Origin of the sequence: Streptococcus sp. HMSC062H02 (assembly GCF_001813005.1) — a bacterium.
In the GTDB taxonomy this organism is placed as follows: domain Bacteria; phylum Bacillota; class Bacilli; order Lactobacillales; family Streptococcaceae; genus Streptococcus; species Streptococcus oralis_S.
In genome coordinates, this window is the sequence record NZ_KV811134.1 from 17,616 (window position 1) to 39,783 (window position 22,168).

Here is a 22,168-nt window from a genome sequence, read left to right on the forward strand (position 1 = left end):
AAAAGGAAAGTCAAATGTTACAATTCTGTCAGACATTTCATAGTCTATATGCTATAATAAAAGCAAAACACCTAGAAAAGGAAGTCTTATGATTAAACTACTAGCCTTGGATATGGACGGAACCCTCCTCAATGAAGCTAAGGAAATCCCGCAAGCCCACATCACTGCCATTCACCAAGCCATTGAAAAAGGTGTCAAACTGGTTCTCTGTACAGGTCGCCCGCTTTTCGGTGTCCTTCCCTACTATAAAAAACTAGGACTGGACCTTCAGAATGAGTATGTTATTGTCAATAACGGTTGTTCAACCCACCAGACCAGTGACTGGAGTCTAGTGGACTGGCAAGAACTCAGTCCAGCTGACATCGAATACCTCTATGACCTAGCTGAAAAAAGCGACGTCCAGTTAACTCTTTTTGATGAGGAACATTATTTTGTCCTCGGTGGCAAGCCCAATCAAATCGTTCAAAATGATGCCAAGCTAGTCTTTTCAGACCTGACTGAAATCTCCCTTGAGGAGGCGACCAGTGGCAAATATCGAATGTTCCAAGGTATGTTTTTAGGAACCAAAGAGCAAACAGACGATTTTGAGCAACGGTTTGCTGAGGAACTCTGCCAACGATTTAGCGGAGTTCGTTCACAGCCTGTCATTTATGAAGCCATGCCACTTGGAACGACAAAGGCTACTGCTCTTTCTCGACTAGCAGCGATTTTGAAGATCGTGCCCTCAGAAATTATGGCCATGGGCGATGCCAATAACGATATCGAAATGCTTCAGTTTGCAGGACTTGGCATTGCAATGGGAAATGCCAGCGACCATGTCAAATCCCTTGCTAATGACGTTACAGCCAGCAACGAAGAAGACGGCGTTGCGCGTGCCATTGAGAAGTATATTTTATAGTAAAAAAAGCCCAGTTCATATCAACTGGGTTTTGTTTCTTTTAAGAATTACAAAACTTTAGAAACTCTTTAGAATTACTTGATGTTTCTTTGATTTCTATACCTTATACTAAAGTTAGAAAAATAAATCAAAAGGAGAAAATCATGAAAACAGTACTCGAAATTCATGGACTGACCAAACAATTTGCTAACCAAGCTATTCTTCAAGATCTTAGTCTAACCATAAAAGAGGGAGATATTTATGGTCTAATTGGAAAAAACGGAGCAGGTAAAACTACTCTTATCAAAATAATTACTCAATTATTGTTTGCGGACAAAGGTACAGTTTCCCTCTTCTCTAGCCAAGAACAAAATGAGTGGACCAAGGCCTTATCTCGAGTAGGTTCAGTTATCGAATCACCTGTAGCTCACAATCACTTGACAGCTTATCAAAACCTTAAATATTATTGTATGATACGTCATATTCCAAATGCTGATAAGGTGATTCAGGAGACCTTGGACTATGTTGGCTTGTCAGATACAGGTAAAAAAGTCTTTCGTGATTTCTCACTAGGAATGAAACAAAGACTTGGTATCGCCATTGCCCTCCTAACAAAACCCGACTTCCTGATTCTTGATGAACCTATTAATGGTCTCGATCCGATTGGAATCAAAGAATTTCGTCTCATGATCCAGCGACTCAATCAAGAAAAAGGCATAACTATACTCATCTCTAGTCATATCTTGTCAGAACTCTATCTCTTAGCTAATCGCTTTGGTATTCTGGATCAAGGTAAGATTATCCGTGAAATCAGTAAAGCTGAATTTGAAACACTGAGTGAGGATTATATTGTGCTTAAAACAAGTGATAAAGAAAGAGCTTGTCAGGTATTGAAAGAACAAATCCAGCTCCAGTTTAAGGTTGTAAACCCTGAAAATGAAATCCATATCTTTGGTAATGAACAAGATGTTAAACAGATTCTCAAGCAACTAACTTTGTCCGATGTTGCTATTGATGAGATTTACTTTGCCCGTCAAAACCTAGAAGAATACTTCACCCAATTGGTAGAATAGGAGAAAAATCATGATACATACCATTCAAGCAGATTTTTACCGTCTTTTCCGCTCCAAAGGATTCTGGATTACAGAATTCATTCTCTTTGTACTTATGTTACTGGGTGCTACTATTGGCGCTACAGGGCATCTAATGTCAGTTCAAGCAGCACCACCTGAGCTTCCTACCCATGGTTGGAATGGGATAGAAGCTCTAATCAACGCGTCAAATAACGGCTCAAACCTCGTTTTCCTCTGTATTATTCTAGTGTGTTTAGTTCTTGGGGTCGATCTAATCGGCAAGCTTTATAAAAATAGTTTGACAGTTGGTGTTTCTCGTACAGAATTTTTCCTTGCTAAATTCTTTGTACTAGCAAGTATCGCTCTCTTACAACTCATCACAAGTCTTGTGATTGCCTTTATTCCCGCGACTCTACTAAATGGACTTGGTACAATACCTGATGGTTTTGTTACTAATCTCCTCTTGACGATTTCCCTTCAATTTCTATGCCTTCTCGCTTGGCTTTCGATTGTCTCCTTTATTCTCTACCTAACTCATTCTTATCTTGCCGTATTTATTGGTTATCTGATTAGCTCTATCGTCCTTTCTATTCCAATTCTTGTTTTCCCAGACATTGAAATTCTTAGATATTTAATTCTAGATTTTGCCTATGCTATGACCACTAATAGTCAAGCTATTCTCTATACCATCACGGTTTGCGTAACAGTCATACTTTTCTTCTCTTTCAGTGGACTGATTATTTTCAAGAAGAAAAGCTTATAAAAAGGACCTCCTCTAGGATATAGAGGAGGTTTCTTCTGTTAAAGATAAATAAAGACTGAAAACCATTCTCCATCAGTGGCTAGCTTCATATCCGCTCCAAGAAGATGAACTAATTCCTCAGTAATATAGAGACCTAAACCAGAGGATTCTTCGGTATCTGACATATTTTCAGAATAAAAACGATTGCTGAGATTGTCTATATTCTTGATAGGTTTTTTGACTAGATTATCAATTTCCAAAACAAGTCTATTTTCTTCCTTTTTCAAGGAAAGTCGAGCCTTCTCCTTGCCGTGCTTGAGAACATTTCCAAGGAGGTTTTGTATAATTCGATCAAGCAAGTCCTCATCAGTCGTCGTTTTCAATCCTGGTTCAACGTTAAAATCAAGAACAATATGTGAAGATTGAAAAACGTCGTAATAAGCTAAAGTCTTTTTCGTTATAAAAGTTGATAAATCAGGTTCTTCCAGTTTCGGTTTGACTGCGCCTTCCATCAAATGACGGTATTCGAGGAGAGCCTCCAACCGTTTGGAAACCAAATCCTGATGATGGGCTATTTTATTTAAGGTTTCTGAACTATTATCGGGGTGTTTTATTAGTTGCTGAGTGTATCCTGAAGCGATTGTTAAAGGTGTCCGAATATCATGAGCAATGTTACTGATTGCCATATCTAGGGTGCGTTTTTCACGCTTCATGATTAGCTGGTTTTGCTCCACTTCTTGAAATAGATTCTCAATTTGGTTATGTAGACGCAAAATGGTCTTTGAAAAGAAATTTACACCGATCCTCTTCATGCTACCAGAGCGAATCTTTTCTTCGATTTGTCTGCTTAAATCTCTAATTGCTATATGATAGCGAATCAAAGAAATCGCCAAAATGATGTTAATGAGGAGCAATATAGATATCAAAATGTAAATCATTACTTATCTCCTTTTAATCGAACACCAACTCCCCAAACGGTTTCGATGTACTCGTGATTTGGATCCAGTTGATGCAGTTTTTTACGGAGATTGCTTAGATGGGTGTTGAGCGTATTGTCTCCAGGCAGGTAACTTTCTTCCCAAATCAATTCATAGAGTTCTTCCTTGGTGAAGATCTTTTTAGGGTACTGGAGCAACATTTGGAGAATCTGACACTCTTTCTTTGCAAGGCGAATGGTTTCAGTTGCGTTACTTATTTCAAAACTATCCGCATCGAACTGGATATTTTTAAAGTTTTGTACGAAGTTATCAATTTCTCTTCGATCTCCTGACTGATGTTCACCACTTTGGCGTAATTGCACGGTGACTCTGGCAAAGACTTCGTCCAAATCAAAAGGTTTTACTACATAATCATTGGCACCGTCTAGTAGATATTGGCTGATGAGCTTTTTATCACCTAAAGCAGTAAGCATGATGACCGGAGTCTGACTAGTTTGTCGAATAGCTTGCAAGACTTGGTCGCCATTTTTCCCAGGGAGCATGATATCTAGCAAGACGAGATCAATGCCACCTTTGTCAAATTGCATGATACCTTCTGTCCCAGAAAATGCTTGAATCACCTCGTGTTCCTCTGCAAGAAGGGTTCTTAAGATTTCCTGGATTTCATTATTATCTTCAATTACAAGTATGCTCGCCATAAACCTCGTCCTTTCTAAAACTATTATAACATGTTTTGTTGGGAATTCCAGATACAGAAAAGCTCCTCTCACATTTTAAGCAAGAAGGAGCTAATGAGTATTGAATCTACTTAACTAAATAAGCAATCAAGGCTATAATCCATAGATGCGCTGGGTAGAAAATATAAAAGAAATATTTACTCCAACTAGTTTCTTTTCCTCGCTGTCCATTATACAAAGCCATAAAAGGAAAGACGGTGATAAAGAGCCAGTCAGAATTGTAAAGCATCATTTCCAGTGTTTGGTGCCAAGTGTCGTAAATTTGGATGGAAGTCACTAACAAGAAGGCCCACAGAAAGGCATAGAGGAGATTTCGCAAGCCCTTGCGATTTCGACAAGAGTAACTAATCAAGAGAAATGGTAGCATGGTGATGCCCCCCTCAGTAAAAAGACACCCGAAAATCAAGAGCCCAGCAAGCCCAATACGACGCCACAACTTCTCCTTTTTATCCAACTCTTTTCTGGGAAAACCAATCCAAAGCATGGTAACACCGATGGCCAAAGTCAAGAAAATATTATTAGTAACCATTACACCCTTAGAGGCAAACAGAGTATTGAGAAGGCTATTTCCAGCAAACATGATCAGCGCCCAAGACCAGAGACGGATGAGGTAGTTTTTCAAGTTTCGAGTATAGATAAAACCTTCCATAGCCATATACGCAAACCAAACTCCCACACAACGGGTCAAGGCGTGAAAGATACCTTCCCACAAAGGAGAAACGATCCCGGTGATATGAGGGATATGGTCCAGAACCATTACTGCCGCCATCAGATACTTCAACTGTGTCGCATTCCATTTTTTCATAATAAACCTCTTTCTTTTTTATCTACATAGAGTATAGCATACATTTCCGCGTATAATCGTACACCTATCTTACATTTAAAAAGCCTATCTTACATTTTTGTAAGACAGGCATGAATATTAAATGTTTATTATGAAATTTACCTTCTAGTCCGTAATTCGTTGGTACATTTCGGGTCTTCTATCACGAAACAGTCCCCAATTTAGGCGCTCGCTTGCTCCCTTATCAAGGTCATAAGTTGCTAACAGAACAGCTTCTCCTTGTCTTTCAGCTCTCTCTAGAATAGCTCCTGTTTCATCCGTCATAAAGGAGGAACCGTAGAAGTCAAGACTAGAACTCTGTCCGCCATTTTCCTCACTAGGAGTGACTTCTTCCAAACCGTAACGATTGGCTGCAATGACTGGGACAATATTTGCTGCTGCGTGCCCTTGCATGGTACGTTGCCAGTGACCGCAACTATCCGTATCTAAGATAGGCTCTGAACCGATAGCGGTTGGGTAAAAGAGCAATTCTGCCCCATTCAACGCAAGACAGCGCGCCGTTTCAGGAAACCATTGATCCCAACAGATGCCAATCCCAATCTTAGCATAGCGAGTATCCCAGACCTTGAAACCAGTGTTACCAGGCGTAAAGTAAAATTTTTCTTGATAATAATGATCATCTGGTATGTGGGTCTTCCGATAAACGCCCAGCACTTCTCCATCAGCATCAATGACGGCGATTGAGTTATACAAGACATTGCCATCTTTCTCGTAGAAACTGATGGGTAAAACGACCTTTAGCTCCTTGGCAATGGTTTTAAAATGCTGAATGGCTGTATTTTCTGTCACCGACTGAGCATGCTGGTAGTAGTCATACTGGCGTTCCTGACAGAAATAGGGACGTTCAAACAACTCGGGCAAGAGAATAATTTGTGCGCCTTGTTCTGCAGCTTGACGTACTAGACGTTCCGCTGTTTGGATATTTGTCGCCACATCCTTGGCGCATTGCATCTGGATCGCTGCAACTTTTACATTTCTCATCTTTTTCTCCTATTCTGGGATTTGTTGGGTGATACAGTGAATATTGCCACCACCTAAGAGAATATCTCTGGCTGGAATTCCTACGACCTTACGGTCTGGGAAACACTTGCTGAGGATATCTAGGGCCACTTGGTCGTTTACATCCTCAAACTGGGGCACTAAGACAGACTTGTTTGCAATATAGAAATTGACATAGGAAGCTGCAAGACGTTCACCTGCATAACGCTCTTCTTCCCCTTCTTCATAGATGTAGCCTGACAAATCCTCTTCGGTTACAACTTGATGAAGCGCTGGGATTGGCAATTTATGAATGGTGAAGGTACGCCCTTTTGCATCTGTTTCTTTTTCTAAAAGCACAAGATCAGCTGCAGACACGGCATACTGAGGATCGCTTTTGTCGTCTGTCCAAGCTAAAACAAGTTCTGCAGGACCAACAAAGGCTGCAACATTGTCAACGTGTTCATTGGTTTCGTCCTGATAAATACCATAAGGAAGCCAAATAACTTTTTCAGCGCCAAGGCTCTCTAATAAGGTGTTTTCAATTTGCTCTTTAGACAGGTGGGGATTGCGTCCAGGACTGAGTAAGCAGCTTTCAGTCACAAGAATGGTCCCTTGACCATCGCTATGGATCGCGCCGCCTTCCAGTACAAAAGGTTTGGCATCATAAACAGGTATCTCTAAAACTTCTGCAAAACGACTGGCTACTTGGTTATCCTCTTCATAATCTTGATAAAGACCATCGACAGCACCACCCCAGGCATTAAAAGACCAATCGACTGCCAATCTTTCTCTTTTATCATTGACAAGAATAGTCGGCCCCGTATCACGCGCCCAGGCATCATTTGTCGGAATATCTAAATAAACGACCTTGTCTCCTAGATAGGATTGGGCTTCAGATAGATGAGCCTGATCCACCAAGAGATAGACTCTTTCCCCTTGGGCTATGTTTTTTATAATTTGGCTAAATGCTCTTTTGGCAGCCTTTCCTTGAAAGGGCCACGAACCTGGTCGAGTCGGCCAGATCATGAGGGTACCATGATGGGGTTCATATTCTGCTGGCATACGAAAGCCTAATTTTTTTGGAGTTTCTATCATGATAATCTCCCTTTAAAGTCTTGATAGTCGAAGGCTTTGACTAAGCTGCAGTCCCCCTGCTCGTTCATAAGATAGAGACTTGGCAAGCCAATACCGTTAAAGGTATTATTTTTGACAAAGGAGTAAATAGCCATATCTTCAAAATAAAGTCTATCACCGATTTGGATTGGATTTTCAAAGCTATAATCGCCAATCACATCACCCGTCAGACAGGTATTGGAAGAAAGTCTATAGGTATGGGCTTTTTCCTGCGGTTCAAATCCATTTCTCAAAGGTGGACGATAGGGCATTTCAAGTACATCAGGCATATGGCAGGTCGCGGAGGCATCTAAAACCAAAATATCCATACCGTTTTCGACAATGTCCAATACTTCAGTTGCTAGATAACCCGCATTGAGAGCAATAGCTTCTCCCGGCTCGATATAGACTTCAAGATTGTAAGTTTCTTGGATACGCTTGATTTCAGAAATTAGCAAATCCACATCATAGTCTTCTCTAGTGATGTGGTGTCCACCACCCATATTGAGCCATTTGACCTCATGTAAATAAGGACCAAACTGCGCTTCGACTGCTTTCAAGGTTGTCTCTAAATCATCTGCCCCCTGCTCGCAAAGGGTATGAAAATGAAGACCATCCACCAAGTCCAGCAAATCACTAGGAATCTTGTCTATAGTGACTCCAAAACGGGATCCAGGTACACAAGGATCATAGAGCGCGTGATCACCTTGGGTAGAACATTGAGGGTTGAGGCGCAAACCGACACTGATACCAGCCTCTCGGCAACGAGGACCATGTTTACGCAACTGTCTCTCTGAGTTAAAGACGATATGGTCCGTTATCTCCAGCAATTCCTCCAAGTCTGCATCCTTGAAAGCAGGTGCAAATACATGGACTTCCCCCGGAAACTCTTCTCTAGCTAGCTTAGCCTCATAGAGACCACTAGCCGTCGTACCAGATAGGTACTGGCTAATCAAGGGATAGGTTTTGTAGAGAGAATAAGCCTTCTGGGCCAGTAAAACCTTGCAGCCCGCTTCTTCCTGAACATATTGTAGAATGCGACAGTTTGCTTCTAACTTGGCCAAATCAATGACGTAAGCTGGTGTGGGTACTTGTTCTAACTTCATTAGTCCACCATTTGCGGATTTTCTACCACAACCCAAGGCAATCCGTACTCATTCAAAGCTTCCATGAATGGATCTGGATCCAACTCTTCAAGGTTGTAAACTCCAGGTTGTTTCCAAGTTCCGTTCATCACTAATTTGGTCCCAATCATGGCTGGAACGCCTGTTGTGTAAGAAATTGCTTGTGAACCAACTTCTGCGTAACATTCCTGATGGTCGCAAACATTGTAGATATAGATAGTCTTTTCAACACCGTCTTTGACACCTGTAAAGATACAGCCGATATTGGTTTTTCCAACTGTACGTGGGCCAAGGCTGGCTGGATCAGGAAGCAAGGCTTTTAAGAATTGAATCGGTACAATGTCCTGTCCATTAAAGTTAATAGCATCCGTACGAAGGAGACCAACGTTTTCCAAGCATTTCATGTGCGTTAGATAAGATTGGCCAAAAGTCATAAAGAAACGAATCCGTTTAACACCTGGAATGTTTTTGGCCAATGATTCGATTTCTTCATGGTGAAGGAGATACATGTCTTTTTGTCCAACCTGAGGGAAATCGTACTCACGCTTGATTGACATGGCTTCGACTTCGACCCATTTTCCATCTTCCCAGTAAGAACCTGGCGCAGAAACCTCGCGGAGGTTGATTTCTGGGTTAAAGTTTGTTGCAAATGGATAACCGTGGTCACCACCATTACAGTCTAAAATGTCGATATAGTGGATTTCATCAAAATAGTGTTTAAGGGCGTAGGCAGAAAAGACGCTGGTCACACCTGGGTCAAATCCAGATCCAAGAAGAGCTGTCAAGCCTGCTTCTTTGAATTTCTCCTGATAAGCCCACTGCCATGAGTAGTCAAAATAGGCTGTAAAACCTAGTTCCTCACAACGTTTCTCATAAATGGCACGCCATTCTGGGTCTTCTGTGTCCTCAGCCTCATAGTTGGCGGTATCGATATAGTGGATACCTGTTGCCAAGCAAGCATCCATAATGGTTAAATCTTGATATGGTAAAGCTACGTTCAAAACAGCTTCTGGTTTGTAGCTATCAATTAAGGCAATCACTTCTTCAACCTTGTCAGCGTCAAGGGCAGCTGTCTCAATCTTTGTACTTGTTTTACCTTCCAGTTTAGCCTTCAAGTCATCACATTTTGACTTGGTACGGCTAGCAATCATAATCTCTGTAAAGGTTTCGCTATCTTGGCAAATCTTTGAAATAGCAACTTGGGCAACGCCCCCACATCCAATAACTAATAAACGACTCATTTTTTCCCTTCCTCTTCTTCTAAAATGTCCTCAACATACTTGGGCAACATAAAGGCTCCCACGTGTAAGTTTGCAGTGTAGTATTCTGTGAAAAGCTGGCGTTTTTTCCAGCCTTCCTTGTCAAAATCTTTGACAGGATGGTATTTTTTCGATGCAAATCCAAACAACCAATAGCCAGCTGGACTGGTTGGGATATGCGCCTGATAGACCCGACTGATTGGAAAGGCTTGATTGACCTTGCGGTGCATGCTTCGGCAAGCTGACTCATCCTCGTCAAAGAAGGGACTCCCATGCTGATAGATCATGATTCCGTCCTCTTTCAAGGCTCTGTAACTGTTTCCGTAAAATTCCTTAGTAAAGAGCCCTTCCGTATGTCCAAATGGATCTGTCGCATCGTTGATAATGATATCGTAATCATCCTCACAGTTTCGTAAAAATCTCAGTCCATTTTGATAGTAAATGGTAACACGAGGGTCATCTAATCCAGCAGCAAAATCTGGGAAATATTCACGACAAACCTCAACCAGCATTTCATCTGGTTCAACGATATCGATTTGTTCCAATTCTGGATACAGTGTCAAAACTTGGGCAACACCGCCGTCGCCACCCCCAATAACCAATACTTTCTTAGGATTAGGATGGACAGCCATGGGTACGTGGACGGTCATTTCATTGTAGACAAAATCATCCGCATCTGAAAACAAGACGTGCCCATTTAAAATCAGTATTTTCCCAAAAGCTGGCGTATCTAATACTTCGATATCCTGCCATTCACTCTTACCAGCGTAGAGTTGCTTGGCTGTTCTCAGGGACAATTTCACATCTGGAGTATGAACTTCAGAAAACCATAAATCCATCTAGTTCTCCTTTCTCTTAATGACGTTGATATGATTGACCTCTGGATCTTCCGTCCCTTGGAGGGAGCAACCACGTTCCTTGGCAAATTGGATATAGTCTACAATTTCTAGTGTAATGCGTTCACCTGGAGCTAGGATTGGAATTCCTGGAGGATAACACATGACAAATTCCCCACAGACCTGTCCAACGGATTCATCCAATGTTAAACTTCTTCTCTCTGAATAAAAGGCTTCCTGAGGAGACAGGACCAACTCGGGTTGAATATATTCTCCAGCTATCAAGTCCTTTCCATCTCGTGAGTAAAGTCTCTTAATATCAGCTAAAGCACCAACCAGACGCTCAATGTCTTGGATGCGGTCACCAATTGAAATATAGGCCAATATATTGCCAATATCCCCAAACTCGATCTGAATATCGTATTCGTCTCGTAGGAGGTCATAAACCTCGATACCTGTTAACCCAATCCCCTGAGTGTACACTGACAGCTTGGTCACGTCAAAATCACAGACTGACACACCGTCTATCAATTCTTTTGAGTAGGCATAGTAACCACCGATAGCATTGATTTCACGACGAGCGTACTCGGAGAGCTCAATGACTTTTTCAAAAGACTCTTTACCACGAAGAGCTAAGTTTCGTCGAGAAATATCCAAACTAGACATAAGTAGGTAAGAGGCAGATGTTGATTGGGTCAGGTTGATGATCTGACGAACGTACTCAGGATTCATCTGCTCCCCAAGAAGTAAAATGGAGCTCTGAGTCAAACTCCCACCAGACTTATGCATAGAGACCGCCGCAATATCAGCTCCAGCATCCATAGCTGACAATGGCAATTTGTCTGTAAAATGCAAATGCGCTCCATGGGCTTCATCCACTAAAACCAGCATGCCCGCTTCATGGGCCATTTCCGTTAAACCCTTGAGGTCCGAACAAATTCCATAGTAAGTAGGATTGTTGATTAGGATAGCTTTAGCATCTGGATGTTCCTTAATGGCCTGGGCCACCCGTTCATTTTCAAGACCTAAAGCAATGCCAATTTTAGGATCTACACTCATCTCGATATAGATGGGAATGGCACCACATAGAACCAGCGCATTGATAGCAGATTTGTGGACATTTCGTGGCAGAATAATCTTATCTCCTGCCTTACAGGTCGAAAGAATCATGGTCTGAACTGATGAGGTTGTTCCCCCAATCATGAGAAAGGCGTGGGCTGCTCCAAAAGCATCTGCTGCCAACTCCTCTGCATCCCGAATAATCGAAATGGGATGGCCTAGATTATCCAAGGGTTTCATCGAATTGACATCAATACCAACACATTTTTCCCCTAACAGTTCGACAAGTTCTGGATTTCCTCGTCCACGCTTGTGACCTGGCACATCAAAGGGAACAATCCTTTTCTTGCGTAGCTTGACCAAGGCCTCGTAAATTGGGGCTTGGTTTTGATCTAACTTCTTCAAGACATACTCCTTTACCATATTTTTAGCACCTCAAGAAGATAAAGGTGACTAAAGGTTGACTAAGGTTGACTTATGAAAAAAGAGCAGGTTTTCACCTGCTCTGCAATCTTCTGACGTGTTTATTTTGGTTTCTGTTGAGTATGTCTGTTCCCGATGTTTCCTAACTCTCTAGTAGCAAATATTACGTACTTTATTGATCGTTTCACAAGATGACGTGTGCTTTCACCACACTAAAATTTATGAATTAGGACAAGTGTCCTAACATCAACTTATAAAAGTAGGCTTTTAACCCTATCAATAATGTGGCTTTTCAACCACGCTTCGGCATTCAACCCTGCCTGTCCGTAGGCATTTTTTACTCGGGTTTATATTTGCTAGAAAACATCTTCTCATTTTCTAAGCCTTATAACTATATCATGTTTACAAGAGCTTGTAAAGGATTTTGTGAAACTTTTTTAAAGAATTTCTTTTTTTGTTCGCAAAATATTATTCAACAATAAAAAGAAATCGCTTTAAAGCGTTATAGACATAAGAAAAAAGAAACTACAACCATTAGCTGCTTCAATAATCTTAAAGTATAACTTGATATTGAAAATCAGTTCTTTTCATCAGATTTTATACACATTTCTAGCTAGGAAGTGCGAATCAACTGCTCCAATTCTACTTCTGAAAGCTGTCCTTGATTGTAAAGTTTTCTAAGTAAATCCTCATCTACAGTAATTGAATAGTAATCCGTCACAAACTCATGAAATTTCTCAAAACTGTCAAAGAAATAGGATAACAACCATTCGCCACCGTCCTGCTCTTGGTAGGTATTTTGATGCTCTTGACCGTCATACCAGATAAAGAAAGTTGTTTCATCTTTTTGCTCTTCTGAATATAGGTTTTGATACTTTACATCCAGTCCTTTATAAAATCCGTCTATGATGTCTTGATTCCACTCATCCGCAGCAAATTGACTCAAACTGCTTTCATGATCAAAGCCCTTTATAAGGATCATTTTATCAGTGAACATCACATCTAGAGAATCACCAGAACCATTGTCGATAAGGTAACGAACCCCATAGCTTCCCTCAGTCTTAACGATCAATCGAAGCCAGGTCTCATTTGGATCTGTTCGATACTCATCAATGACAAGCAAGGCATCTAAACGTGTCTTGGCATTTTCCCATTCAATTCTTCCCATCTCTTTAGTCCTCCATCTTAAAGTTTAAAATCTATTATGCTTACAAATTCTATAACCAATTTCTACCTATTCCGTCCAACTATACTTTGGAATATTTCCTTCACCAGACAAATCATCAGGTGTACGATTTTCTAGATGTGCATTCATCAGGCACCTGACTAACAGTGGTAAAAGTAGTTAACAAATAGTCACTAAGACATTTCCTTTGAGAGTTAAGATTTTCTTATAAAAGTTTTTCATTTTTACAAAACAGGTTCGAATATCATCCTTGATTTCTTCCTCTTCATCAAGATAATCCCAAATATCGGGATACAAATCTGCCTTCTTGCATGCTTCCATGCTAAAGTCAGCCAGAGCCTTATCCATATCAAAATTCTCTAAAGCTTGGACAATTTCAGTTATCTTTGAGTGTTCAGTATAGGCTATATACTCCGATACATTTTCTAAAGGAGTCACTCCCAAGACAGCTTCTCTCAAGGGGTCGTCATCCATAAATTCTGAACTATTAAAACCTGTCATAACAAAGAGCAAGGCATCCCACATTTTGTCAATATCTATCAACGTATCATTTCCCTCAGGATAATCCTCTACCAAGTCAAGCAATTCCTCTTCCTGACGAGAATACCGCTTTATTTGGCTTAATTCATTGTCAGACAGATATTGATAATTAGCAATCATTCCCATAATGTTTCCTCCTATTGGTCCCCTTTCTTGAAAAAGGCAAGATATCTACTGTTTTTGGACTCTCCTCCTTATTTCTCATTCTCATCTTCCGTCACTTCCCAGACTTCTGACTGATAACCCTCACCTTCTATATCATAGCGCTGCATATAGCCTAAAAATCTTTCTTTTTGATTTGCCTTACGAGGCTTGAGAATGTTTACAGCCCAGAATCCGATAAGAATGACAACTAAAAGTGCTACTACTGTCTCCATACTACTTCTCCCTTGCCTAGCTTAATATCCTTCAACCCACTTTTCATTATCCATAATGAAAGGTTTGGCCAGTCCATCACCTGTATAATCCGCATACTTTGTAGCTAAATACTTGTAACAATCTTCCTTGCTCTCAAACTTAATTGCTTGATAAGGCTCTTCAAAAGTCAGTTTCTCTACAAATAAGAAACCCTCCTCAGCTGGCACTAAAACACCTACGTGCCCAACAAAAAGATACTCTCCATCCAAATTATCATGCAACACAACAGACAACATTCGAGCTTTATCATTGAATTGAAACTGTGAGAAGAATTTCTCCATCTTCTGCGCATGAACTTTTACATCCATCGTTGCTTCCGTCGCTACCCTAGAAAATAGAATATCAAACTCTTCCTTATCTTTTGCATCAAACACCTTTCCCTTATCGATAGCATCGTTATCCACGAAAAGAAGCTGATCATTCTTTTCAAGTTTTGGGATCGTGACTGAATTTTTCAAGAGCGCATAGCTATTGATACGGCAGTTGGTTCCGACAAAGTCACCCTTTTTTTGATTCCAAAGATTGCTGATTTTCTCTACGTCGTATTCTGTCTTCGTAAAGGAGGCAAAATCATCACTTAAGCCAGTAGAGCCGACTGTCGCATTATAGGCGGTGACAAGATTGAAAAATGCATCAACACTATTTGGGTCCAAGTGAGCTGATAAGAGAGATTTGACCTCTTCGGTACTGACTTGACCGTTTAGATTGGAATATGAAGCCGTCCAAGGAACTTTATCTGAACTGGTCTGTGTCTGATTTGCAGCTTCAGTGCTCGTATTATTTTGCTGACAAGCAGCCAAGCCAAGAAATAAGGGCAAACACAGTCCCAAGGCTACTACTTTTCTCGTTCGTTTCATGCAATTCTCCTTCTAGACTACAAGTCTCTTTTTCATTTTAAACACCATTCACTAATCATTCAGCTAGTAATCGTTGACTTAGCTATATTATACTACATAAGTCAAAAAAAGACCGCACGAATCACCCATTCATTACAGCCTTTTTAATCCTATTTTTTATTGAATGACGAAACCTTTAGGCAAAATCGCCAGTTGCAGTCCCAATTCTTGGCAATGACTGGCTAGCACTACAGAATCACGGTCTACAAGATAGTTTTCACTTGATTGGTTAAAAATAGCTTGGACCTTTTGTCCATCATAATCCCATTCAAGAGCTAGCACGTCCGGCTTAATTTCTTTTAGGCTATAGGTGCCATGTTGGATAATGCCTGAAACCTCCTTACGAAGCTGAATCAACTTCTTCATAAAATTAAGCATGTCATTACTGTCGGAAACACGTTCCCAAGGCATGACACGACGACAATCTGGATCTGGCCCTCCACCTAACCCCAACTCTGTTCCATAGTAGAAACACGGTGTCCCTCTTTGTAGAAAGAGGTAAGCTAGGGCAGACTTAACCAGTTGGGCATCTCCCTTGGCAGTAGCCAAAATCCGCTCCGTATCGTGCGAATCCAAAAGATTGAACATCACTTCCGAAATCTGTTGTCTATAGTACATTGATTGGCTATTGATCTCATCGATGAATTGAGGTGACTTCTTAGTCCCTCGCAAGAAATAATCCTTGATGCTGTCGGAGAGAGGATAATTCATGACTGCGTGGAATTCATCGCCATTTAGCCAAGGCTGTGAAGTATGCCAGACTTCTCCAAGAATATAAAGGTCAGGCTTTTTAGCCAGGACAGCCTTCCGGAAATCTCGCCAAAATTGGTGGTCCACTTCATTAGCCACATCCAAGCGCCAAGCATCGATATCAAACTCTTCAATCCAGTAGGTCGCAACGCTTAGTAAATAGTCCCTTACTTGAGGATTTGCCGTATTGAGCTTGGGCATATAGCTGGCAAAGGCAAAGGTATGATAAGGGAGCTTTCTTGGATTCCCCAGCTTATCTTTGGTTACTGGGAACTCTTGAACATGGAACCAGTCTTTATATTCCGACTTTCCACCATGCTTGAGAACATCCTGCCACTGCAGAGACTGATCCCCGATATGATTGAAAACAGCGTCCAGCATGATTTTCATCCCTCTCTGATGGGCCTCCTCCACCAGTTTACGAAAAATTTTCTTATCTCCAAAATGATGATCTATTTCGAAATAATCCGTCGTATTATACTTGTGATTGCTTGGGGATTCAAAAATCGGACAGAGATAAAGACCTGTAATCCCTAAGTCTTGCAAGTAATCCAGATGGTCAATAATGCCCTGTAAATCACCACCAAAGAAATCGCTCGTCTTTGGCTTGATAAAGGAATCCCAAGCTAGCGCACCTTCAGGTGAAATCTCAGGATTGCCATTAGCAAAGCGTTCTGGGAAAATCTGGTACCATACCATCTCTGCTACCCAGTCAGGAACATGGCAAGCATCAATCTCATGGATATACGGAATTTTAAAGCCATTTCCTTCATAATGAAGGTTTTCTAGCGTATTTTCAACACATCCCTTATCGCCATACAAAATACTCTGACCCTGCTTATCCTTGAGTTCAAAGAGATACTGGAGTCGTGCATAGCCAACTGAAACTTCCGCTTGCCAGTAATCAAATAAGACATCAGAAGTTACTTTGACCATCTCCTTGATTGCTTCATAATGGTCCTCTAAAAAGATAAAAGTGTCTCCATAATGCAAGTTGATGCTTTCTATATCATCTTTCTTGGTTCGGATACGAATGTGCATTGTCTTATCCTTATAAAGGTACGCATACTCTGACTCTGGTCTATGGTAAATGGCTGTTAATTCCATTGTTCTGTCTCCTAGTTTACTTTTATTCATCTTGCTGCGCAAACGTTTTCATTATTGTGATTCTAGTATACTACTTTAAAATTTTATTTTCAAGACTTGTCCGTAGTTTCGAGTGGATTGTTTTTGAGAATATAAAAAAGCAGTAAGATTTAATACCTACTACTTTCTGATTGATGATTTACAAATGCCTTTCAAGCCAATCTATCTTTTTAAAATCTTTATTATTATTGTGGTCATTTCGATAGGAATCTTGGGAAGAAGCCTTGTATATACTGAAATACTGTTCCAAACTTGGAACACGAAACGTGATGTCCTCGAGATGAATCAACTCTATATCTGATTTCGAAACTCCTGCAAAATCAGGTAAGGAATCGATACTTCCAAATTCAACGCTCACATCATCTTTTTGGAATTCGTGCTCGTGAATATCTACCAAGGTATAGCCTAAGTGGTTCATCACTTTCATTATCTTGTCCCAGTCATAAATCCTGAGATGATCAGGCGCTTCCCAGCCTCTAGGATCTCCAGAGACATGAATGTCAATGTCAGACGGCTCCCAATCTTCATTTGAACGGTATTCAAAACCCAAAGACCCCATGAGCGTGGGTGTGATTCCAACTTGGTTTAAATGAGAACAAATTGTTCGAAATTCATCAAATAGAGAATTCATCCTTCCTCCAATCTTTGATATAAAACTTTATTTCTCAGTGAAAGACAAACTTGTTTCTATCTTCTACTCTTTCGGTTGTGAAAAAACTTCAATATGCTGGCCCAGTACCTTAATCTCTACAGGTAGGTTATCCGACTTATCGCCATCAACATCTGACTCCAACTCACTATCTGAAGAAATTTTAATAGTACGAGCTCTGATATACTCAATATTATCATTGCCGACAACATCGCCTTTTAGTAAATCAGGAATGACGGATAATTTAGAGAATAGAGAAGCATCTTTTAGAATCAAAATATTGGCATAGCCGTCTTTGTTTTCTTCAAAGATTTTCTTATCAGCGAAGTAATTTGTCAAGAGAACCAAAACATGACTCGCTTCACCATCATAATTTCCATTTTCTGTCTCAACCTTAATGTTAAAGACCTGATCCGTCATCACAGACTTCATGGTATTTACAGCATAGGCTAATATACCGAATTTTGTCTTGTCCTCGATCTCCACATTGTGAATCGCCTCAGGCAGAGAACCGATACTAAAGATATAACCAAAATAGTTATCATTTGCTTTACCGATATCAATCTTGTTGGTTAAGTTAAAATCAAGTTCATCAATCGCACCATCGATGTCTTGATTGATTTCCAACAGTTTCGTAATGAGGTTACCTGTACCGCCTGGGATAATCCCTAACTTAGGAATGTAGTCTCTCTCAGCAATACCCGAAATGACTTCATTGACAGTCCCGTCTCCACCGAAAACAACCACTGCATCGTACTGCTCACGAGAGGCTTCCTCAGCAAAGTGTGTTGCATCCAGCGCTTTTTCAGTAATTTTGGTTTCCACGTGCTCAAAATAATCTTTGGCCTTATTCTCCAGCTTGACCTTATAATCCAAAGCCTTTTCCCCACCAGAGGTAGGGTTTATAATTAACATTGCTTTTTTCATTGATAATACTCCTTTAATAGTTACAAAAATTCTAGTAACTAATTATATCACTTGAGTTATGTAAACGCCATCCAAATGCTTGAAAAATCGAATCCACTAACTAGAATAGAGACGTTAATGTATCAAGCACTAACCTAAACTTAAACAAGAATAAATACTTATTGTTAGCAATCCACTACTTTACTTTTTTGACAATTTTATATAATCCATTAAGTATAAAATAGCTGAAACAAATGCGAACACACTGGAAAATCCAGCTAATATTGGAATAAAACCAATAATCGATGCAATCAAAAGAAACTGATAAGTCTTCTTATTGATTTTTGATTCCTCATCATAAAGAAGGAATGCTACAAAACCAAAAAACAGCAATATTAAACAAGTTGAAAAGTAGATTCCATCCCAACTGGAAAGTCTAACAAGCTTAGGTATCACCCAGTAAACGAGTTCAAATTTCCACATTTTAGAAGAAAGGTAAATAATCGTTAAAGCTCCAATTAAAGAAATAACTCCGTTTATTAGCAATAGTTTATTTGATTTCACACTTAATCCTTTTTATCCTTTTCTGTACTTATTCATCGCTAATTAATAGATTCACTTTTTAAAAATTCTTTAGACTTCCGTACGATATAGATCTCTTCATCCTCTTGAGAGACTTTTTTAAACAACTCATTCGCCCTGATCATATCTCCTTTTAATTTAGAGTTCAAAGCTTGATAGTAAGTGATTTCCAATTGTTGATATTTAAATTCGTTTTCCAATTCTTCAAAATAATCATTGGATTGATGGGCAATTGTTAAATCGTATAGAGCAAGACTCACGCTTTTTGTTTTTTCAGCTAGAGTTGGATCTGATATGGACATTTTATTTAACATGAGTTCAAGCTCATCTCTGGTCAGGTCAGGATTTGCAAGAACTGTTGAGCGAATGAGGTAACTCTCTAAAAAATCTCTGTATTTCGGCTTCAGTTTTTGATCAGTCATTGCTTCAGAAGCCTCCTTAATGGCAGCATCGAAATCACCAATCAAATAGGAATACCCAACAGATGTTAGTTTTACATCCATTTGTATAATAGCTCTTTTTGCATCTTTGTTCAACTCAATGTATTGCTTCCAAGATGGTAAATCTAAGTCCATATACAGTAACTTAGTACCACTCCTTACATACCCTCTTCTGATTAGTGCAATGAAAAGAAATAAGAGTGCATTTATGAGTATAATACAAAGAAATTGAATAGTCCTATCGTTCACCATCCAAGCTACAAAAAGAATGAGAAGAACAGCCAAAACAATCGCAACTTTTCTATAAAAAGCATATTTTTTACGTAATTCTAAGTAATTCATTATTACTCCTTTTCTAACTCACAATGCTGCATTGTAAGAGCTGTCTTGAACTTTAAATGAGTCGCTCACCACCCAAATACTTTCTGAATTGATTTAATACCTGAATCAATACTATTTCCAATGTCATTTATTCTATATTTTCTCAATCTTTTCAACCTCAATTTGACCATGCTTGTATGGATGAGCGATTGGAAAACTTCCTAGAGTAAACATGAAAAAGAATAGCGATATGATTCCATTGATTACCAAAAAAGCCCCTTCTGTTCCATTATTCAAACCAAGAAAGAAAAGTAAACAAAGGGCAATTGCTCCAACCAAAGGATATACTCCTCCGTTACTTTTTTTAATAGTTGTAAAGGTCACTGTGTATTTATTGCTGTTTTGAGGAATCCATTTATCTGCTTTATTATGGGATAACTTTAATGAAATCAGAATTGCAAAATAAGAAATCAGCATAGAAATTGCAAAGAGTAATAACTTTAATAATATTTGCTCGCTAATATTATTGTGAATAAAAAATTTTTTCAGCGCATCATAGCTAACCTTGACGATTGGTTGAACGATAATGGCTCCAATTGTTGCACTTACAGGTCTGCTAGGTTTAATTTCGAATTGGTTATTATTCTTTTCAATCTCCACCATGTCCACTGTAATCGTATCTGTTTTTATTCCCCAATAGTAGCTCTTGGGGCTTATAGTACTCGTATCCATGACATACTTCTTCGATTCTTGATCTATCTGAACAATTTGAAAGCACATCATGCTTGAATTTTTAAATTTTAATTACACGTCTATTCCTCAAATACTTTCTAATTAATTCCCTAATTTTTTCTTATAAAATAACCCAATGTGACCTGCAAAATAGGATCATAAACAGCTTTCATCTTAACTTATAACTTCTCTATTCTATCAAAAATAATCTCTTGCTTTTCGACACTTTCTCGGAGTGGTGACATGCCTAAAATCACTGTAAAAAATCCCAATAATAGAATACTATTAATAACAAGTAAGGCTCCCTCTGTTCCATTAACAGTATATAGATAAAATGCAAAACATCCAAGAGTCGGAACAAGGATAAAAGGAAGAAGTTTGTAATGTTTTAATTGACGTTTATTTCCAACTGGTTTAAAGGTTATTTGATAGTTTGAAACTTTATTATCAAGTCTTTTTTGGACGCTATGACGAGCTCTTATGGCAATGAACCAGAAAGCAAGATAAGCTAGGGAAATGAATAGGCCATATAAGCCTATCTTTAAAGGAAGGTTGTGACTAATCCCATTGTTTCTAAAAAAATTTGTCACTAGCCGATAGCCAGAACCCCCTATTGCTGTTCCAATTGCAACCCCAATTGATTTACTCATAGTTGGAGCCACACTTTCAAAACGCGTATCTCTTTTATCTAACTTTTGCATTTTTGCAGTGATCTCATCAGGAAGAGAACCCCAGAAATAGGATTTTGGTCTAACAGTCGTCAAATCTAGAATATACTTTTCTCCCTCTACTTCTACTATTTTGAAAAATACTTTATTCGTTTCTTTAAATTTTACTTTCATAGTCACCTTTAAATCCTTCTCAGAGTTAAAAAACTCTTTTCAATAACATTCCTAAATCGTCAGCCCCGTTTTTTAATAATAGTTAAACCAATTTTGACAGACATATCTTTCGATGTTAACTGTATTGTAATCCCATAATTTGTTTTATCTGAGTGATCTATTCTAATTTGACATGTTGTTTCCTCTGGTAGATCATATTTGCTTTTCAGTTTCTGAAAGAGGTCAGAGTTATTTTCTGGGTGGTAGATAATTTCACTAAGCTCTGTTGTTCCGGTTCTTAACGTCCTTTTTACATTCAAGGAGTCAAAAACATCTCTTTTGACAACTAAGTTAAGAATCTCTTCGTCAAATAAAGGGTCTATCTCCGAATCGTAATGCAACTTGCCATTAGAATAACTAACGGAACCGTTTTTTTGTTTTCTCCGATTTGTATTCTATAGTCACCCTTACCATCTGCCTTGGTAATACCTAGGTCAATTTCATATCTTTTGACTTCGTCACCATTTTTTATATAGACCCTACTTTTATAAGCTTCCAGCCCATCAAAATCTTTCTGCTCTTGTTCCAAAAATCTAAACATGGGATCAAACGTTTTTTCAAACTCGAACTGTTCCTTTGTTCTATTTTGGGGAATAGTTTCGCCACCCAAACTACAAGCATTCAATGAAGATGCTGTCAAAAGAATAACAAGAAATCCAGTTAACCATAAACACCATTTAAACTTTTTCATATTTTATTTAATCCTTTTTTCGAGT

General features: G+C 39.3%; 22 protein-coding genes and 2 pseudogenes. 3 read left to right on the plus strand and 21 right to left on the minus strand.

Annotated elements, in window-relative coordinates:
- The first annotated feature begins 88 nt into the window (after positions 1 to 88).
- The 3 genes from HMPREF2885_RS08490 (at position 89) to HMPREF2885_RS08500 (ending at position 2,713) form a co-directional block, all read left to right on the plus strand.
- Positions 89 to 898 (plus strand): Cof-type HAD-IIB family hydrolase, encoded by an 810-nt coding sequence (locus HMPREF2885_RS08490; RefSeq protein WP_070657820.1) that lies wholly within the window; start codon positions 89 to 91, stop codon positions 896 to 898.
- 143 nt (positions 899 to 1,041) lie between these two features.
- Positions 1,042 to 1,950, plus strand: a complete 909-nt coding sequence (locus HMPREF2885_RS08495; protein ID WP_000859671.1) for an ATP-binding cassette domain-containing protein — start codon at positions 1,042 to 1,044, stop codon at positions 1,948 to 1,950.
- A gap of 10 nt (positions 1,951 to 1,960) precedes the next feature.
- Positions 1,961 to 2,713 (plus strand): ABC transporter permease, encoded by a 753-nt coding sequence (locus tag HMPREF2885_RS08500; protein ID WP_000581970.1) that lies wholly within the window; start codon positions 1,961 to 1,963, stop codon positions 2,711 to 2,713.
- 38 nt (positions 2,714 to 2,751) lie between these two features.
- On the opposite strand, the gene HMPREF2885_RS08505 is transcribed toward HMPREF2885_RS08500, so the two are convergent.
- From HMPREF2885_RS08505 to HMPREF2885_RS08605, 21 genes and pseudogenes are all read right to left on the minus strand, one after another.
- On the minus strand, positions 2,752 to 3,630 hold the full coding sequence (locus tag HMPREF2885_RS08505) for a sensor histidine kinase (RefSeq protein WP_000639366.1): 879 nt from the start codon (positions 3,628 to 3,630) through the stop codon (positions 2,752 to 2,754).
- Complete coding sequence (locus tag HMPREF2885_RS08510) at positions 3,630 to 4,328, minus strand: response regulator transcription factor (RefSeq protein WP_070567353.1); 699 nt, start codon at positions 4,326 to 4,328, stop codon at positions 3,630 to 3,632. Before HMPREF2885_RS08510 ends, HMPREF2885_RS08505 begins: the two co-directional genes overlap by 1 nt.
- A 106-nt stretch (positions 4,329 to 4,434) precedes the next feature.
- Positions 4,435 to 5,172, minus strand: a complete 738-nt coding sequence (locus HMPREF2885_RS08515) for a TraX family protein (protein WP_070567351.1) — start codon at positions 5,170 to 5,172, stop codon at positions 4,435 to 4,437.
- Between the two features lie 144 nt (positions 5,173 to 5,316).
- Complete coding sequence (gene aguB / locus HMPREF2885_RS08520; RefSeq protein ID WP_001246712.1) at positions 5,317 to 6,192, minus strand: N-carbamoylputrescine amidase; 876 nt, start codon at positions 6,190 to 6,192, stop codon at positions 5,317 to 5,319.
- Positions 6,193 to 6,201: 9 nt separating this feature from the next.
- Positions 6,202 to 7,287, minus strand: a complete 1,086-nt coding sequence (aguA, locus tag HMPREF2885_RS08525; RefSeq protein WP_070657821.1) for an agmatine deiminase — start codon at positions 7,285 to 7,287, stop codon at positions 6,202 to 6,204.
- A complete protein-coding gene (gene nspC / locus HMPREF2885_RS08530; protein WP_000764357.1) occupies positions 7,284 to 8,411 on the minus strand; it encodes a carboxynorspermidine decarboxylase in 1,128 nt (375 codons plus the stop codon). Before nspC ends, aguA begins: the two co-directional genes overlap by 4 nt.
- Complete coding sequence (locus tag HMPREF2885_RS08535; protein ID WP_000088759.1) at positions 8,411 to 9,670, minus strand: saccharopine dehydrogenase family protein; 1,260 nt, start codon at positions 9,668 to 9,670, stop codon at positions 8,411 to 8,413. The genes nspC and HMPREF2885_RS08535 overlap by 1 nt, the downstream gene beginning before the upstream one ends.
- A complete protein-coding gene (speE, locus tag HMPREF2885_RS08540; RefSeq protein ID WP_000366713.1) occupies positions 9,667 to 10,527 on the minus strand; it encodes a polyamine aminopropyltransferase in 861 nt (286 codons plus the stop codon). Before speE ends, HMPREF2885_RS08535 begins: the two co-directional genes overlap by 4 nt.
- Positions 10,528 to 11,988: an aminotransferase class I/II-fold pyridoxal phosphate-dependent enzyme gene (locus tag HMPREF2885_RS08545; protein ID WP_049549884.1), complete on the minus strand. Its 1,461-nt coding sequence runs from the start codon at positions 11,986 to 11,988 to the stop codon at positions 10,528 to 10,530.
- A gap of 631 nt (positions 11,989 to 12,619) precedes the next feature.
- On the minus strand, positions 12,620 to 13,174 hold the full coding sequence (locus HMPREF2885_RS08550; protein WP_000532578.1) for a hypothetical protein: 555 nt from the start codon (positions 13,172 to 13,174) through the stop codon (positions 12,620 to 12,622).
- Between the two features lie 177 nt (positions 13,175 to 13,351).
- Positions 13,352 to 13,858 carry a YfbM family protein gene (locus tag HMPREF2885_RS08555; RefSeq protein ID WP_000525332.1) on the minus strand — a complete coding sequence of 169 codons (507 nt, stop codon included), beginning with the start codon at positions 13,856 to 13,858 and terminating at the stop codon, positions 13,352 to 13,354.
- Between the two features lie 68 nt (positions 13,859 to 13,926).
- A complete protein-coding gene (locus HMPREF2885_RS08560; RefSeq protein WP_000451082.1) occupies positions 13,927 to 14,109 on the minus strand; it encodes a hypothetical protein in 183 nt (60 codons plus the stop codon).
- 21 nt (positions 14,110 to 14,130) lie between these two features.
- Complete coding sequence (locus HMPREF2885_RS08565) at positions 14,131 to 15,006, minus strand: DUF4300 family protein (protein ID WP_070657824.1); 876 nt, start codon at positions 15,004 to 15,006, stop codon at positions 14,131 to 14,133.
- Between the two features lie 156 nt (positions 15,007 to 15,162).
- Positions 15,163 to 16,902 carry a glycoside hydrolase family 13 protein gene (locus HMPREF2885_RS08570; RefSeq protein ID WP_000423952.1) on the minus strand — a complete coding sequence of 580 codons (1,740 nt, stop codon included), beginning with the start codon at positions 16,900 to 16,902 and terminating at the stop codon, positions 15,163 to 15,165.
- Between the two features lie 178 nt (positions 16,903 to 17,080).
- On the minus strand, positions 17,081 to 17,572 hold the full coding sequence (locus HMPREF2885_RS08575; RefSeq protein WP_001086572.1) for a phosphoribosylanthranilate isomerase: 492 nt from the start codon (positions 17,570 to 17,572) through the stop codon (positions 17,081 to 17,083).
- 63 nt (positions 17,573 to 17,635) lie between these two features.
- Positions 17,636 to 18,517, minus strand: coding sequence for a diacylglycerol/lipid kinase family protein (locus HMPREF2885_RS08580; protein WP_000710093.1), 882 nt, complete (start codon positions 18,515 to 18,517; stop codon positions 17,636 to 17,638).
- A gap of 180 nt (positions 18,518 to 18,697) precedes the next feature.
- Positions 18,698 to 19,060 carry a hypothetical protein gene (locus HMPREF2885_RS08585; protein WP_000841302.1) on the minus strand — a complete coding sequence of 121 codons (363 nt, stop codon included), beginning with the start codon at positions 19,058 to 19,060 and terminating at the stop codon, positions 18,698 to 18,700.
- Between the two features lie 38 nt (positions 19,061 to 19,098).
- Positions 19,099 to 19,860 (minus strand): hypothetical protein, encoded by a 762-nt coding sequence (locus HMPREF2885_RS08590; protein ID WP_001108329.1) that lies wholly within the window; start codon positions 19,858 to 19,860, stop codon positions 19,099 to 19,101.
- Between the two features lie 132 nt (positions 19,861 to 19,992).
- Positions 19,993 to 20,631 (minus strand): annotated as a pseudogene (locus HMPREF2885_RS08595) (hypothetical protein); the annotation flags it as partial.
- Between the two features lie 119 nt (positions 20,632 to 20,750).
- On the minus strand, positions 20,751 to 21,413 hold the full coding sequence (locus HMPREF2885_RS08600; RefSeq protein ID WP_000865035.1) for a DUF443 domain-containing protein: 663 nt from the start codon (positions 21,411 to 21,413) through the stop codon (positions 20,751 to 20,753).
- A gap of 59 nt (positions 21,414 to 21,472) precedes the next feature.
- Positions 21,473 to 22,143 (minus strand): annotated as a pseudogene (locus HMPREF2885_RS08605) (hypothetical protein).
- Between the last annotated feature and the right edge of the window lie 25 nt (positions 22,144 to 22,168).

Excerpts from the sequence above, each read along its gene's own strand:
- HMPREF2885_RS08490 (WP_070657820.1), top strand. The coding sequence starts at position 89 with ATGATTAAACTACTAGCCTTGGATATGGACGGAACCCTCCTCAATGAA.
- HMPREF2885_RS08495 (WP_000859671.1), top strand. The coding sequence starts at position 1,042 with ATGAAAACAGTACTCGAAATTCATGGACTGACCAAACAATTTGCTAAC.
- HMPREF2885_RS08500 (WP_000581970.1), top strand. The coding sequence starts at position 1,961 with ATGATACATACCATTCAAGCAGATTTTTACCGTCTTTTCCGCTCCAAA.
- HMPREF2885_RS08505 (WP_000639366.1), bottom strand. The coding sequence starts at position 3,630 with ATGATTTACATTTTGATATCTATATTGCTCCTCATTAACATCATTTTG.
- HMPREF2885_RS08510 (WP_070567353.1), bottom strand. The coding sequence starts at position 4,328 with ATGGCGAGCATACTTGTAATTGAAGATAATAATGAAATCCAGGAAATC.
- HMPREF2885_RS08515 (WP_070567351.1), bottom strand. The coding sequence starts at position 5,172 with ATGAAAAAATGGAATGCGACACAGTTGAAGTATCTGATGGCGGCAGTA.
- aguB (WP_001246712.1), bottom strand. The coding sequence starts at position 6,192 with ATGAGAAATGTAAAAGTTGCAGCGATCCAGATGCAATGCGCCAAGGAT.
- aguA (WP_070657821.1), bottom strand. The coding sequence starts at position 7,287 with ATGATAGAAACTCCAAAAAAATTAGGCTTTCGTATGCCAGCAGAATAT.
- nspC (WP_000764357.1), bottom strand. The coding sequence starts at position 8,411 with ATGAAGTTAGAACAAGTACCCACACCAGCTTACGTCATTGATTTGGCC.
- HMPREF2885_RS08535 (WP_000088759.1), bottom strand. The coding sequence starts at position 9,670 with ATGAGTCGTTTATTAGTTATTGGATGTGGGGGCGTTGCCCAAGTTGCT.
- speE (WP_000366713.1), bottom strand. The coding sequence starts at position 10,527 with ATGGATTTATGGTTTTCTGAAGTTCATACTCCAGATGTGAAATTGTCC.
- HMPREF2885_RS08550 (WP_000532578.1), bottom strand. The coding sequence starts at position 13,174 with ATGGGAAGAATTGAATGGGAAAATGCCAAGACACGTTTAGATGCCTTG.
- HMPREF2885_RS08555 (WP_000525332.1), bottom strand. The coding sequence starts at position 13,858 with ATGGGAATGATTGCTAATTATCAATATCTGTCTGACAATGAATTAAGC.
- HMPREF2885_RS08560 (WP_000451082.1), bottom strand. The coding sequence starts at position 14,109 with ATGGAGACAGTAGTAGCACTTTTAGTTGTCATTCTTATCGGATTCTGG.
- HMPREF2885_RS08565 (WP_070657824.1), bottom strand. The coding sequence starts at position 15,006 with ATGAAACGAACGAGAAAAGTAGTAGCCTTGGGACTGTGTTTGCCCTTA.
- HMPREF2885_RS08570 (WP_000423952.1), bottom strand. The coding sequence starts at position 16,902 with ATGGAATTAACAGCCATTTACCATAGACCAGAGTCAGAGTATGCGTAC.
- HMPREF2885_RS08575 (WP_001086572.1), bottom strand. The coding sequence starts at position 17,572 with ATGAATTCTCTATTTGATGAATTTCGAACAATTTGTTCTCATTTAAAC.
- HMPREF2885_RS08580 (WP_000710093.1), bottom strand. The coding sequence starts at position 18,517 with ATGAAAAAAGCAATGTTAATTATAAACCCTACCTCTGGTGGGGAAAAG.
- HMPREF2885_RS08590 (WP_001108329.1), bottom strand. The coding sequence starts at position 19,860 with ATGAATTACTTAGAATTACGTAAAAAATATGCTTTTTATAGAAAAGTT.
- HMPREF2885_RS08600 (WP_000865035.1), bottom strand. The coding sequence starts at position 21,413 with ATGAAAGTAAAATTTAAAGAAACGAATAAAGTATTTTTCAAAATAGTA.